Consider the following 12,129-nt stretch of genomic DNA (forward strand, 5'->3'; position numbering starts at 1 on the left):
GCTCTGTCGCGAGGTGGCGTATATTACGCTTTCCTCTTTCAGAGTCAACCCTGAATTTCAGGATTTTTTCTCTTCCGTTGAAGCGACTATCTGGTGAAGTGATTCACGTTGTCGTGTCAACGGAGGCGCATTATAGGGATCCCATTTTTTAGCACAAGTCTTTTTGCGATCTTTTTTTCCGACTGCTGTTTTTTCGCCCTTTTCGCTGGGTTCTCATGCGATCTGCACAGTTTATGCACCATAAAACAGTTGCAGAAGGCGGATCCCGCGATCAAAGTGATATCTCTGGCCCGATTGAAGTGAGGTGTTATGTCTACTGTACTGCGTCCTTATAAGGATCTTTTCCCAACTATTGGTCAACGCGTCATGGTTGATCCCACCAGCGTCGTTGTTGGCGATGTAAGAATGGCCGAGGATGTCGGCATCTGGCCACTGGTTGTAATACGGGGAGACGTCAATTTTGTAGAGATTGGCGCACGCACAAACATTCAGGACGGTAGCGTTCTGCACGTTACGCATAAATCCTCCTACAACCCTGAAGGCAATCCACTGTTTATAGGAGAAGATGTAACGGTCGGCCATAAAGTGATGCTTCATGGCTGCACCATAGGTCATCGCGTGCTGGTCGGGATGGGATCGATTGTGCTGGATGGTGCCATAATTGAAGATGAAGTCATGATTGGTGCGGGCAGCCTGGTACCGCAGAATAAGCGCCTGGAGAGCGGTTACCTTTATCTGGGCAGCCCAGTAAAACAGATTCGCCCCCTGACGGAGGCCGAAATCGAAGGATTGAAATACTCGGCCAATAACTATGTGAAATGGAAGGATGAGTATCTGACTCAGGAGAGCCAGATTACGCCCTGATCGTCTTCCTCTTGTTGGCGGATGTACTGCTCCGCCTCCTCTTCCAGATCCCAGCGATGCTGGCGAAAAAGCGAAAGGTAATCTTCTGGCGTATTGCCACCGAAACGCTGCGCCAGCACTGAACCCTTTATTGCACACATCATCTGCATGCCATTAACCAGCGCGGGAAAAACAATCGCCTGTGTGGAATCATGCCACTCTTCACGATCGGGAAACTGGATTGCCTGGTTCATTTCGCCAGCTCTTGTTTAAGTATTGCAATAACAGGTTCAACTTCTGGCAATACGCCATGCCATAAAAACAGTGCGTGCGCTGCTTGCCCCACCAGCATCCCGAGGCCATCTGCGCGATTCACGGCGCCCAGCTTTTCGCACCAGACCAGGAAAGGTGTGCTGCCTTTCTGATAAAACATGTCGTAGCAGTAAGTCTCCGGGTGGATAATAGCTGGCGGCAGTGCCGGAACATCGCCCCCCATCCCGCTCGAAGTTGCGTTTATGATGAGATCAAATTCCCGCTCTACAAGCGACTCCATCTCCGCTGCCTCTACGCTTCCGGTATGGGTAAAGAGCTCAGCTAACATTTGTGCGCGAGACCCGGTGCGGTTGGTGATGGTTAACGCACAATCGAACGACAGTAGAGGCAAGATCACCCCGCGTGCCGCACCGCCTGCGCCGACCAGAAGAACGCGCGAACCAGGCCGGATAAATGCTAACCGTTGCAGATCGCTTAAGAGCCCGATGCCGTCAGTGTTATCGCCGAGCAGGCGACCATCATCGAGTCGTTTAAGGGTGTTAACCGCCCCGGCCAGCGCAGCGCGTTCGGTCAGCTCATCCGCACGAGCAAAAGCCTCTTCTTTAAAAGGCACGGTAACATTCGCGCCCTTGCCGCCATTATCAAAAAAAGCATTTAGCGTATTAACAAAATCATCAACAGGCGCTAGCGCTTTCCCATAAGAGTGATCGATTTGCAGCTGGCTGGCGAATTGCTGATGTATAAATGGCGACTTACTGTGCGCGACAGGATTTCCAAAAACGACGTACGGTTCCATGCTATTACCCCTGTCGGAAGAGTTCACCGGTGAGCGCATCACGGATTTCCGAAGGATTCTGTCGGCCTCCAGTCGGTACATCGACAACCGGGAAGTCTGGCCCGAATTGAGCAATAACCTCCTGGGCTGTTCTGCACGGCGGCAGGCCGGACAAGTTCGCGCTCGTCGATACCAGAGGTTTGCCATAAGCCTCGCACAGCTCAACCACCAGCGGGTGATCGGTGACGCGCACGGCAAGAGAATCAAAACGTCCAGTTAACCAGCGCGGCGTGTTTGGTTTTGCGGGAAACACGAATGTCACCGGGCCTGGCCAGCAGGCAAATATTGCCTGACGTTGGGTGTCAGACAGCATGCTGTCATCAATATAGGGCTTCAGTTGCGCAAAATTAGCGGCAATCAGTATCAACCCTTTTTCGACGGGCCGCTGCTTCAGTTTAAGCAGGCGATGCACAGCGGTTTCACTGTCCGGATCGCAACCGACGCCGAAAACGGCTTCGGTGGGATAAGCGATGACTTCTTCTTTTTTCAGGATCTCCACCATTGTGGCGATGGGATCTTTTGGCAGGTTATTCTTCACGAGTTTATTCCGCTGGGAGCAGCTTTCCACATTGTTTATTGGCACAGAAACATTTAACGCCCTGCGCGGTTTTCTTCTCTGTCAGCAACGGGTAATGACATATCGGACACTCGCCCGCCACCGGTCTGGAGTTAATAACAAACTGGCAATCAGGGTAGCGATCGCAGGAGTAGAAGGTTTTTCCGTAACGCGACCGGCGTTGGACAATATGACCGCTTTGGCATTGCGGACAACCAACAGCCGTTTCATCAGGCTTATCGATCAATTCGGTATGTTCACAGGCCGGATAGTGACTGCATCCGATAAACATACCGAAGCGCCCCTGCCGTAACACCAGCTCGGCACCACAAAGCGGGCACAATTGACCATCCAGAACTTTAACGATATGCCCGTCTGCCTGACTTTTCAGGGGACGTACATAATCGCATTCCGGATAGTGAGAGCATCCGAGAAACGGACCGTGTTTCCCGGAGCGAATGACAAGTTCAGCCCCGCATTGTGGGCAGGGCTCATTATTACGCACAGTAAATAGTGCTGATTTGGCCATAACAACTCTTGAAGCCGCAAAAACAGTTAGTGCAGCATACCTTCATTCACTTCAAAGAGTAATTCTTCCATTTGCTGGTAGGCGTTTTCACACCCTGGAATATTGAAGAGCACCATCAGGATGACCCACTTAAGATCTTCGAGCTCAAACTCTGCATTATCCAGTGCCAGCGCACGTTCAATCACCATTTCTCGCGTTTCGAGGTTTAGCACCTGAATCTGCTCCAGGAATAGCAGGAATCCCCGGCAACTGGCATCCAGCCTTTCACTCTCTTCTGCAGTATAGATGCGTAAGGAGAGTGGATCAGAAGCAAGCTGCATCGGTTCGGCGAGGCCTTCCTGATAATCAGCTAGCTTTTCCAGCCACATAAGCGCGTTGTAGATATCCTCACGATCAAATCCGGCGTCGGTAAGATCCCGTTCCAGTTTGTCCTGATCCACACGCAATTCAGCTTCGTTATGGATGTAAGTCTCAAACAAGTACATTAGTACGTCGAACATGGCTTGCCCTCCTCAATCGGACATAGCCGCCGGGTACAGCTGCGATCCATCCTGCTAACTCCAGTTCAAGCAATTGAGCAGCTGCCACTGGCACAGGTTGGCCGGCACGTTCAGCGACGACGTCAACAGGTGTTACCTCATCTCCTACGTTAGCCAGGAGCTCAGGAAATGGCAATGCCACCTTTTCGCCTTCTGGAGGATAAATTGCATTTTCGTGCGTTTCCACCACCCAATTAAGCCCATATTGCAAATGTTCAAGGATCTCTTCTGGAGATGTTATAGGCGTCGCACCCTGCTTTAATAGCCAATGCGGCCCCTCACTACCAGGGCTGCCGACGGCGCCCGGTAGTGCAAAAACGTCTCTCCCTTGTTCGAGCGCGAGCCGGGCCGTCACCAACGAACCGCTGCGCAATGCGGCCTCGATCACAAATACTGCCCGGCTAAGACCGCTAATAATACGATTACGACGGGGAAAATGACCTGGCTTCGGAGTGGCCGATAGCGGGAACTCGGAGACCAGCGCGCCGCCCTCCTCCAGCAACTGGGCAGCAAGCGCGGAGTGTCTGCGCGGGTAGAGGCTAAAGAGGCCATTGCCCAGCACACCAACGCTTTTCCCACCCACGCTTGTCGCGGCGCGATGGGCGACGCTGTCAATTCCCAGCGCCATTCCGCTGGTAATCGTTAAGCCCGCGCGTGAAAGCGATTCACAAAAGAGACGTCCCCAGCGTTCGCCATACCATGAGTGCGCCCGGCTACCCACTACGGCTAACTGCTGGGATTTCAATACCGCAACATCGCCTTTAACGAACAGCGCGCCAGGATAATCAGCAATGGCGCGTAGCGGTTCAGGATAAGCGTCATCGCTGGCTGCTATCAGGTGATGTTGTGGGTTATCCAGCCATGCCAGGCAGCGATCGAGTTCACGTGCCGAAAGGGAAAAAAAGCGGCGCGTCTGCGCAACCGTCAAACCTAAAACCTGCAGCTCAGCAGCCGTCATCGCACCGTTTTTCTCTAACTGCTGCGCGATGCTCAGCCACTTGTCGCCAGAGAGGTCACCAACCTGTATCAGACGTAGCCAAATTTCTGTTGATGTCATTCCCTTTCCCCTGCCATAAGCCGCATCGGCAATCCTTGCGATCGGTCACTGATGCTGTCAATCGCCAGGGGATTTGTCTAGAATAGAGGGCATATTCTTTACAACTCCTGAACACAACTCTGGATATTTATGGCAGTTTTGCATGTGTTACATATTCCGGACGAGCGGCTTCGCAAAGTTGCCGATCCGGTAAAAGAAGTGAATGCGGATATTCAACGTATCGTTGATGATATGTTCGAAACGATGTACGCCGAAGAGGGCATCGGTCTCGCGGCGACGCAGGTTGATATTCATCAGCGAATTATCGTGATTGATGTATCAGAAAACCGCGATGAGCAGTTGGTGTTGATCAATCCTGAATTGCTGGAGAAGAGCGGTGAAACGGGTATTGAAGAGGGCTGCCTCTCTATTCCGGAACAACGCGCCCTTGTTCCGCGAGCGGAAAAAGTGAAAATCCGTGCGCTGGATCGTAATGGCAATTCGTTTGAACTCGAAGCTGATGGCCTGCTGGCTATCTGTATTCAGCATGAAATGGATCACCTGGTCGGTAAACTCTTTATCGATTATCTGTCCCCGCTGAAACGCCAGCGTATTCGTCAGAAAGTCGAAAAACTGGATCGTATGAACGGCCGCGCTTAAGCGGGCAGAAAAGGATAAACGTGTCAGATTCTCTACGTATTATTTTTGCCGGCACTCCTGATTTTGCAGCGCGTCATCTTGACGCGCTGCTCTCTTCTGAACATGAGATCGTAGGGGTCTTTACCCAACCCGATCGCCCTGCTGGCCGGGGTAAAAAACTGATGCCCAGCCCGGTAAAAGTGCTGGCGGAAGAGAAAGGCGTGCCCGTATTTCAACCAGCTTCTTTACGACAGCCGGAAAACCAACAGCTGGTCGCTGAGTTGAATGCTGATGTGATGGTGGTCGTCGCTTATGGGCTGATTTTGCCTAAAGCCGTACTCGATATGCCGCGTCTTGGCTGCATCAATGTGCATGGTTCCCTACTACCGCGCTGGCGCGGTGCGGCGCCTATTCAGCGTGCGCTATGGGCCGGCGACGCGCAAACTGGCGTCACCATCATGCAGATGGATGTGGGTCTTGATACGGGCGACATGCTGTATAAACTGGCCTGTCCGGTAACGCCTGAAGATAGCAGCGCCACGCTTTACGACAAGCTGGCGGCGCTTGGGCCGCAAGGCCTTATTGAGACGCTGCAGCAACTGGCCCAAGGCACAGCCCAACCGCAAGCGCAGGATGAAGCACTGGTTACGTATGCTGAGAAGCTCAGCAAAGATGAGGCGCGCCTGGACTGGTCCTTGAGCGCTGAACAACTAGAACGCTGCATCCGTGCATTCAATCCGTGGCCAATGAGCTGGTTTGTGATTGATGAGCAGCCGATCAAGGTATGGAAAGCGTCTGTACTTAAATCTTCTACGCAGGCTGAGCCTGGCACGATTGTTGAAGCATCGAAATCCGGCATTCAGGTCGCAACCGCAGAAGGCATACTGAATCTTGAGTCGCTGCAGCCCGCGGGTAAAAAGGCGATGAGTGCGCAGGACCTGTTGAATTCGCGGCGGGAATGGTTTGTGCCGGGCAACCGTCTGGCCTGATTTCATATTTAAGCCCGGTTCTGCCGGGCATTTTTATTTTTGTGGTTATGAAAAAACAGATGAATTTACGCAGCATGGCTGCGCAGGCAATTGAACAGGTTATTGAACAAGGGCAATCGCTCAGCAATATCCTGCCGCCGTTACAACAGAAAGTAACTGATAAAGATAAAGCGCTGCTGCAGGAGCTCTGCTTTGGCGTGCTGCGCGTCATGCCGCAGCTGGACTGGCTAATCAATAAGCTGATGTCACGGCCAATGACGGGTAAACAGCGGACGGTTCACTATCTCATTATGGTTGGATTATACCAGCTGCTGCATACGCGCATTCCGGCTCACGCGGCGCTGGCAGAAACCGTCGAAGGCGCGGTTGTTATCAAACGCCCTCAGCTGAAAGGGCTGGTTAACGGTGTGCTGCGTCAGTTCCAGCGCCAGCAGGAAGAGCTCCTGGCCGAATTCGCCAACAGCGAAAATCGTTACCTTTTCCCGGCATGGCTGTTAAAGCGTGTGCAGCAAGCCTATCCGCAGCAGTGGTCAGAGATTATTGAAGCCAGTAATCAACGACCGCCGATGTGGCTACGTGTCAATCGACAGCACCATTCGCGTGATGGATGGCTGGCACTGCTTGAAGAGAGCGGGCAGCAAGGGTTCACTCATACCGATTATCCTGATGCCGTGCGCCTGACAAATGCAGCGCCGGTAATGTCTCTGCCAGGTTTTAGCGAAGGCTGGGTAACGGTTCAGGACGCAGCGGCACAGGGTTGCATTACCTACCTCGAGCCGCAAAATGGCGAACGTATTCTCGATCTTTGCGCTGCGCCGGGCGGGAAAACCACCCATATTCTGGAGGTGGCACCCCAGGCAAACGTATTAGCAATTGATATCGACGAACAACGCCTGTCACGCGTCTATGAGAATCTCAAACGTCTCGGTATGAAAGCCGAGGTGAAACAGGGTGATGGACGCTTCCCCGCGCAATGGTGCGGCGATGAGCAGTTCGATCGTATTTTGCTTGATGCACCCTGTTCAGCCACGGGCGTTATCCGCCGCCATCCTGATATCAAGTGGTTGCGTCGCGATCGTGATATTGCCGAACTGGCACAGTTGCAAGCAGAAATCCTTGATGCTATCTGGCCACATTTAAAAAGTGGCGGTACGTTGGTCTACGCAACCTGCTCGATTTTACCGCAAGAGAACAGTTATCAGGTCACAGCGTTCCTGAAACGTACCCCGGATGCGCAATTGAGCGAGACCGGCACATCAGAGGCGCCAGGCCTGCAGAAGCTGCCAGGTGCTGAAGAGGGTGACGGCTTCTTTTACGCTAAGCTAATCAAACAGTGAAAGAGACAACGGGTCACAGCAGATGAAGATAATTATTCTGGGTGCGGGACAGGTCGGCGGAACGCTGGCTGAAAACCTGGTTGGTGAAAATAACGACATTACCGTTGTCGATACCAATGGCGATCGCCTGCACAGCCTGCAGGACAAGTTCGATTTACGGGTAGTGCAGGGCCACGGTTCGCACCCACGCGTGTTGCGCGAAGCGGGCGCCGATGATGCTGATATGCTGGTCGCCGTTACGAGTTCCGATGAGACCAACATGGTCGCCTGCCAAGTGGCTTTCTCTCTGTTTAACACGCCAAACCGCATCGCGCGTATTCGCTCTCCCGACTATGTACGTGATGCGGATAAATTATTTCATTCGGAAGCCGTACCTATCGATCACCTGATTGCGCCAGAGCAACTGGTTATTGACAGCATCTATCGCCTGATTGAATACCCGGGTGCCCTGCAGGTGGTCAACTTTGCTGAAGGCAAAGTTAGCCTGGCGGTCGTTAAAGCCTATTACGGCGGGCCGCTGGTTGGTAATGCGCTCTCCACTATGCGCGAGCATATGCCGCACATTGATACACGAGTAGCGGCTATTTTCCGTCATGACCGGCCGATTCGCCCACAGGGCTCGACTATTGTTGAGGCCGGTGACGAAGTTTTCTTCATTGCCGCATCGCAGCATATTCGCGCGGTAATGAGCGAGCTACAACGGCTGGAAAAACCCTATAAACGAATCATGTTAGTCGGCGGCGGGAATATTGGCGCTGGGCTGGCGCATCAGCTTGAAAAGGATTACAGCGTCAAATTGATCGAGCGCGATCAGCAGCGTGCCGCGGAACTTGCTGAAAAACTGCAAAATACAATCGTCTTTTACGGCGATGCGTCGGATCAGGAACTGCTTGCTGAAGAGCACATCGATCAAGTGGATCTCTTTATCGCCGTCACAAACGACGATGAAGCCAACATTATGTCGGCGATGCTGGCTAAACGTATGGGTGCAAAAAAGGTGATGGTGCTGATCCAGCGTCGTGCCTATGTTGACCTGGTACAGGGCAGCGTTATTGATATCGCTATTTCTCCCCAGCAGGCGACCATTTCTGCTTTGCTGAGCCATGTGCGTAAGGCTGATATCGTGGGTGTTTCCTCCCTGCGTCGCGGCGTCGCTGAAGCGATCGAAGCGGTTGCTCATGGCGATGAAACGACATCGCGCGTGGTGGGCCGGGTGATTGATGAGATCAAATTGCCACCGGGGACGATTATCGGCGCGGTGGTTCGCGGAGACGATGTGATGATCGCCAATGATAATTTGCGTATTGAGCAAGGCGATCACGTGATTATGTTTTTGACCGATAAAAAATACATCACCGATGTTGAGCGCCTCTTCCAGCCCAGCCCCTTCTTTCTTTAATTGTTCAGGGCGCTTTAAAAGCGCCCTTCTTATTTCCACTTTATTGTAAGGGTCTAACAAGACTCGTTATTTTATTTACCTAAATGGAAATTGTTAGGTAAGTTGTTAGACTTAGTGTGACGCAAAGCACATGGAGAAGATTATGAGTATGTTAAAAGAGTTTCGCGAATTCGCGATGCGTGGGAACGTTGTCGATTTGGCAGTTGGTGTCATTATCGGTGCAGCTTTCGGCAAAATTGTCTCTTCACTGGTGGCCGACATCATTATGCCACCGCTGGGATTGTTAATTGGCGGTATCGACTTTAAACAGTTCGCGCTGACGCTGCGCGAAGCACAGGGGGATGTGCCTGCCGTTGTGATGCATTATGGCGTATTTATTCAGAACGTGTTTGATTTCATCATTGTCGCTTTTGCGATCTTCCTGGCGATCAAACTGATTAATAAGCTGAAACGCAAACAGGCTGAAGAACCAAAAGCGCCGCCGGCTCCGAGTAAAGAAGAAGTCTTACTCAGTGAAATACGCGACCTGCTGAAAGAACAGAACAGCCGCGTTTAAAAGTAAGAAGGCCAGTGGTAAATAAGCGATTCGCTTGCTTGCCACTGGCCTCCTGAAAGCCTCGTTTAGCATGTTTGTTTTTCCGCAGATAACTTCCTTTCCCTTTTTTATTCTTTTCAACACGCTGACGAAATAGCGGGTCATGCAGAAGCGCCTCAATGGCGTTGTCGTTTATCTGCCCTTTTTTATGTTGGTAGTGACTCATTTCTTTCTCCGGGTTGTGTATTAAAACGGCCGAAGTGTAGACCTCATGATGAAGAAGATCAACTCCGGCAGTCGTTAGCTGGCCCCTGCTCAAGCGCTTCAAGAATAGAACAATAGACACTGCTGTGGGCGGTGCCGCAACAGGCGTCGTTCAATTTTTGCAACGAGCGCCGCATGGCCTGCATCTCTTCGATGCGCGCTTCCACTTCGCTGAGCCGTGCCTGAACGATACTCTTCGATTCCTGACAGGTGTGATGCTCAGGATCTACACGGATCGATAGCAGCTCACGGATCGACTCGAGCGTAAAACCAAGCTGTCGGGCATGGCGGATAAATTTGAGACGTTTAAGATCATGATCTGTATAGAGGCGAAACCCACCTTCGGTGCGACCTTCATGATCCATCATCTGTTGTTTTTCATAATAACGAATGGTATCTGGCGTAACATCAGCCAATCTCGCGATTTCACCAATACGGTACATGATCACTCCGGGTTAATTTTGTCCTGCAGTTTGACCGCATACTCGCCACGCAGAAAATCAGTGCTTACGCCCGCCTGACGCAATTTAAGCTCAAGTAAAGTGAGACGACGGTTGAGCTCCTGGCGCTGGTGGTCATCGTTTTCAACCGTGCTGAGCAGATCGACAAGTTCGACCGCCTCTTTGCGCATTTCGAGTTCCGGAGGAAGATAACCGGCGTTTTTTAATAATCGATAGCCGACGCGCAGATCCTCAGGAACTTGGGAATCGTCATCCAGAGCTAGCGGCTCACCGCTGCCTGCAAGATTATCGAATTCGCCTTTTTGCTGGGCATCAATAATATGCCGTTCTGCCCACTGATCAAGTAACCACATGATGGCCTCCGGGTTTTAACTCAACAACAGGCTCAGTGTAGAAGGGTAAGGGCGGAGTAGAAATAAAAAAACCCGCCGGGGCGGGTTTTTTTACGTTACTGCAGATTACTCTGCAGCAGCTTCTGCTTTCGATTCAGCGCGATCAACCAGCTCGATGTAAGCCATCGGAGCGTTGTCACCTGCACGGAAGCCACACTTAAGAATACGAGTGTAACCGCCGGCACGGCTCGCGAAACGCGGGCCCAGTTCGTTAAACAGTTTTGCCACGATCTCGTTATCACGAGTGCGGGCGAATGCCAGACGACGATTAGCAACGCTATCAGTCTTAGCAAGTGTAATCAGCGGCTCAACTACGCGACGCAGCTCTTTCGCTTTCGGCAGGGTCGTCTTGATGATCTCATGACGAACCAGAGAGCCTGCCATGTTACGGAACATGGCCTGGCGATGGCTGCTGTTGCGGTTCAGTTGACGACCACTCTTACGATGGCGCATGACCTTATCCTTCTCAGTAAAACCTTAACCTGTGATCCGGTTACTCGTCAGCAATGCTCGCCGGCGGCCAGTTTTCCAGGCGCATGCCCAGAGACAGACCACGGGAGGCCAGCACGTCTTTAATCTCGGTAAGAGATTTTTTACCCAGGTTCGGCGTTTTCAGCAACTCAACCTCGGTACGCTGTACCAGATCACCGATATAGTGGATAGCTTCTGCCTTGAGGCAGTTAGCAGAGCGGACAGTCAATTCCAGATCGTCAACAGGGCGCAGCAGAATCGGATCGAACTCTGGTTTCTCTTCTTTAACTTCCGGCTGACGTACATCGCGTAAGTCAACAAAAGCTTCAAGTTGTTCTGCCAGAATGGTTGCCGCACGACGAATCGCCTCTTCAGGATCGATAGTGCCGTTGGTTTCCATTTCGATGACCAGCTTGTCCAGGTCGGTACGCTGTTCCACACGTGCTGCTTCAACATTGTAGGCAATTCGCTCTACAGGGCTGTAGCACGCATCAACCAGCAGACGTCCGATCGGGCGCTCATCTTCTTCCGAATGAATTCGGGCAGACGCCGGCACGTAACCACGACCGCGCTGAACTTTGATACGCATATTGATAGATGCGTTTTCATCGGTCAGGTGGCAGATCACATGCTGCGGCTTGACGATTTCGACATCACCGTCGTGGGTAATGTCGGCTGCGGTCACAGGGCCAATGCCAGATTTACTCAGGGTAAGAATAACTTCATCTTTGCCCTGAACTCTCACCGCCAGCCCTTTCAGGTTGAGCAGGATTTCAAGGATATCTTCCTGAACGCCTTCTTTGGTGCTGTACTCATGAAGTACACCATCAATCTCAACCTCAGTCACCGCGCAACCCGGCATCGATGAGAGCAGAATACGGCGCAGTGCGTTACCCAGAGTATGGCCAAAGCCACGCTCTAAAGGCTCAAGGGTCACCTTGGCGTGCGTCGAACTCACTTGCTCGATATCTACCAGGCGCGGTTTTAGAAACTCTGTCACAGAACCCTGCATTGTGTCCTCTCTTTGGTAC

The 12,129-nt window shown here is 52.0% G+C and carries 17 protein-coding genes; 6 read left to right on the forward strand and 11 right to left on the reverse strand.

The window, feature by feature from the left end; genetic code table 11:
• Window positions 1-309 precede the first annotated feature (309 nt).
• Window positions 310-864: a gamma carbonic anhydrase family protein gene (locus tag PU683_RS21670; protein WP_277174631.1), complete on the forward strand. Its 555-nt coding sequence runs from the start codon at window positions 310-312 to the stop codon at window positions 862-864.
• On the opposite strand, the gene PU683_RS21675 is transcribed toward PU683_RS21670, so the two are convergent.
• Genes PU683_RS21675 through dprA form a run of 6 tightly spaced genes read right to left on the reverse strand, consistent with a single transcriptional unit; the run spans window position 840 to window position 4,632 of the window.
• Entirely contained in the window at window positions 840-1,097 is a 258-nt protein-coding gene (locus PU683_RS21675; RefSeq protein ID WP_277174632.1) for a DUF1488 family protein, read from the reverse strand. The two genes, PU683_RS21670 and PU683_RS21675, sit on opposite strands and share 25 nt — an antisense overlap.
• Window positions 1,094-1,912: a shikimate dehydrogenase gene (gene aroE / locus PU683_RS21680; RefSeq protein WP_277174633.1), complete on the reverse strand. Its 819-nt coding sequence runs from the start codon at window positions 1,910-1,912 to the stop codon at window positions 1,094-1,096. Before aroE ends, PU683_RS21675 begins: the two co-directional genes overlap by 4 nt.
• A gap of 4 nt (window positions 1,913-1,916) precedes the next feature.
• Window positions 1,917-2,489 (reverse strand): L-threonylcarbamoyladenylate synthase type 1 TsaC, encoded by a 573-nt coding sequence (gene tsaC, locus PU683_RS21685; RefSeq protein WP_277174634.1) that lies wholly within the window; start codon window positions 2,487-2,489, stop codon window positions 1,917-1,919.
• Window positions 2,490-2,493: 4 nt separating this feature from the next.
• Window positions 2,494-3,036 (reverse strand): DNA topoisomerase family protein, encoded by a 543-nt coding sequence (locus tag PU683_RS21690; protein ID WP_277174635.1) that lies wholly within the window; start codon window positions 3,034-3,036, stop codon window positions 2,494-2,496.
• A 26-nt stretch (window positions 3,037-3,062) separates the two neighbouring features.
• Window positions 3,063-3,536, reverse strand: coding sequence for a DUF494 family protein Smg (smg, locus tag PU683_RS21695; protein ID WP_023479416.1), 474 nt, complete (start codon window positions 3,534-3,536; stop codon window positions 3,063-3,065).
• Entirely contained in the window at window positions 3,508-4,632 is a 1,125-nt protein-coding gene (dprA, locus tag PU683_RS21700) for a DNA-protecting protein DprA (RefSeq protein ID WP_277174636.1), read from the reverse strand. Before dprA ends, smg begins: the two co-directional genes overlap by 29 nt.
• A gap of 129 nt (window positions 4,633-4,761) precedes the next feature.
• Between dprA and def the strand changes: the two genes are divergently transcribed.
• The 5 genes from def to mscL all read left to right on the forward strand — a co-directional run bounded on the left by def (window position 4,762) and on the right by mscL (window position 9,531).
• Window positions 4,762-5,271 (forward strand): peptide deformylase, encoded by a 510-nt coding sequence (gene def / locus PU683_RS21705; RefSeq protein WP_023479413.1) that lies wholly within the window; start codon window positions 4,762-4,764, stop codon window positions 5,269-5,271.
• 20 nt (window positions 5,272-5,291) lie between these two features.
• Window positions 5,292-6,239, forward strand: coding sequence for a methionyl-tRNA formyltransferase (gene fmt, locus PU683_RS21710; RefSeq protein WP_277174637.1), 948 nt, complete (start codon window positions 5,292-5,294; stop codon window positions 6,237-6,239).
• Window positions 6,240-6,286: 47 nt separating this feature from the next.
• Entirely contained in the window at window positions 6,287-7,576 is a 1,290-nt protein-coding gene (gene rsmB, locus PU683_RS21715) for a 16S rRNA (cytosine(967)-C(5))-methyltransferase RsmB (protein WP_277174638.1), read from the forward strand.
• A 22-nt stretch (window positions 7,577-7,598) separates the two neighbouring features.
• A complete protein-coding gene (trkA, locus tag PU683_RS21720) occupies window positions 7,599-8,975 on the forward strand; it encodes a Trk system potassium transporter TrkA (protein ID WP_023479428.1) in 1,377 nt (458 codons plus the stop codon).
• Between the two features lie 142 nt (window positions 8,976-9,117).
• Complete coding sequence (mscL, locus tag PU683_RS21725) at window positions 9,118-9,531, forward strand: large-conductance mechanosensitive channel protein MscL (protein WP_094422322.1); 414 nt, start codon at window positions 9,118-9,120, stop codon at window positions 9,529-9,531.
• On the opposite strand, the gene PU683_RS21730 is transcribed toward mscL, so the two are convergent.
• From PU683_RS21730 to PU683_RS21750, 5 genes are all read right to left on the reverse strand, one after another.
• Complete coding sequence (locus tag PU683_RS21730; RefSeq protein WP_277174639.1) at window positions 9,485-9,736, reverse strand: alternative ribosome-rescue factor A; 252 nt, start codon at window positions 9,734-9,736, stop codon at window positions 9,485-9,487. The two genes, mscL and PU683_RS21730, sit on opposite strands and share 47 nt — an antisense overlap.
• Before the next feature lie 58 nt (window positions 9,737-9,794).
• Complete coding sequence (gene zntR / locus PU683_RS21735) at window positions 9,795-10,217, reverse strand: Zn(2+)-responsive transcriptional regulator (RefSeq protein WP_277174640.1); 423 nt, start codon at window positions 10,215-10,217, stop codon at window positions 9,795-9,797.
• A gap of 2 nt (window positions 10,218-10,219) precedes the next feature.
• Window positions 10,220-10,588, reverse strand: coding sequence for a DnaJ family domain-containing protein (locus PU683_RS21740; protein ID WP_277174641.1), 369 nt, complete (start codon window positions 10,586-10,588; stop codon window positions 10,220-10,222).
• 105 nt (window positions 10,589-10,693) lie between these two features.
• The gene (gene rplQ / locus PU683_RS21745) at window positions 10,694-11,080 is read right to left on the reverse strand and encodes a 50S ribosomal protein L17 (protein WP_023479432.1); all 387 of its coding nucleotides are present in this window, start codon (window positions 11,078-11,080) and stop codon (window positions 10,694-10,696) included.
• A 40-nt stretch (window positions 11,081-11,120) separates the two neighbouring features.
• The gene (locus tag PU683_RS21750; RefSeq protein ID WP_023479415.1) at window positions 11,121-12,110 is read right to left on the reverse strand and encodes a DNA-directed RNA polymerase subunit alpha; all 990 of its coding nucleotides are present in this window, start codon (window positions 12,108-12,110) and stop codon (window positions 11,121-11,123) included.
• Between the last annotated feature and the right edge of the window lie 19 nt (window positions 12,111-12,129).

Source organism: Candidatus Kosakonia sp. 282A-S69 (genome assembly GCF_029433855.1).
Lineage (GTDB): Bacteria > Pseudomonadota > Gammaproteobacteria > Enterobacterales > Enterobacteriaceae > Kosakonia > Kosakonia cowanii_A.

Coding starts and splice junctions, on each gene's coding strand:
- PU683_RS21670 (WP_277174631.1), top strand. CDS start 310: ATGTCTACTGTACTGCGTCCTTATAAGGATCTTTTCCCAACTATTGGT.
- PU683_RS21675 (WP_277174632.1), bottom strand. CDS start 1,097: ATGAACCAGGCAATCCAGTTTCCCGATCGTGAAGAGTGGCATGATTCC.
- aroE (WP_277174633.1), bottom strand. CDS start 1,912: ATGGAACCGTACGTCGTTTTTGGAAATCCTGTCGCGCACAGTAAGTCG.
- PU683_RS21690 (WP_277174635.1), bottom strand. CDS start 3,036: ATGGCCAAATCAGCACTATTTACTGTGCGTAATAATGAGCCCTGCCCA.
- smg (WP_023479416.1), bottom strand. CDS start 3,536: ATGTTCGACGTACTAATGTACTTGTTTGAGACTTACATCCATAACGAA.
- dprA (WP_277174636.1), bottom strand. CDS start 4,632: ATGACATCAACAGAAATTTGGCTACGTCTGATACAGGTTGGTGACCTC.
- def (WP_023479413.1), top strand. CDS start 4,762: ATGGCAGTTTTGCATGTGTTACATATTCCGGACGAGCGGCTTCGCAAA.
- rsmB (WP_277174638.1), top strand. CDS start 6,287: ATGAAAAAACAGATGAATTTACGCAGCATGGCTGCGCAGGCAATTGAA.
- trkA (WP_023479428.1), top strand. CDS start 7,599: ATGAAGATAATTATTCTGGGTGCGGGACAGGTCGGCGGAACGCTGGCT.
- mscL (WP_094422322.1), top strand. CDS start 9,118: ATGAGTATGTTAAAAGAGTTTCGCGAATTCGCGATGCGTGGGAACGTT.
- PU683_RS21730 (WP_277174639.1), bottom strand. CDS start 9,736: ATGAGTCACTACCAACATAAAAAAGGGCAGATAAACGACAACGCCATT.
- zntR (WP_277174640.1), bottom strand. CDS start 10,217: ATGTACCGTATTGGTGAAATCGCGAGATTGGCTGATGTTACGCCAGAT.
- PU683_RS21740 (WP_277174641.1), bottom strand. CDS start 10,588: ATGTGGTTACTTGATCAGTGGGCAGAACGGCATATTATTGATGCCCAG.
- rplQ (WP_023479432.1), bottom strand. CDS start 11,080: ATGCGCCATCGTAAGAGTGGTCGTCAACTGAACCGCAACAGCAGCCAT.
- PU683_RS21750 (WP_023479415.1), bottom strand. CDS start 12,110: ATGCAGGGTTCTGTGACAGAGTTTCTAAAACCGCGCCTGGTAGATATC.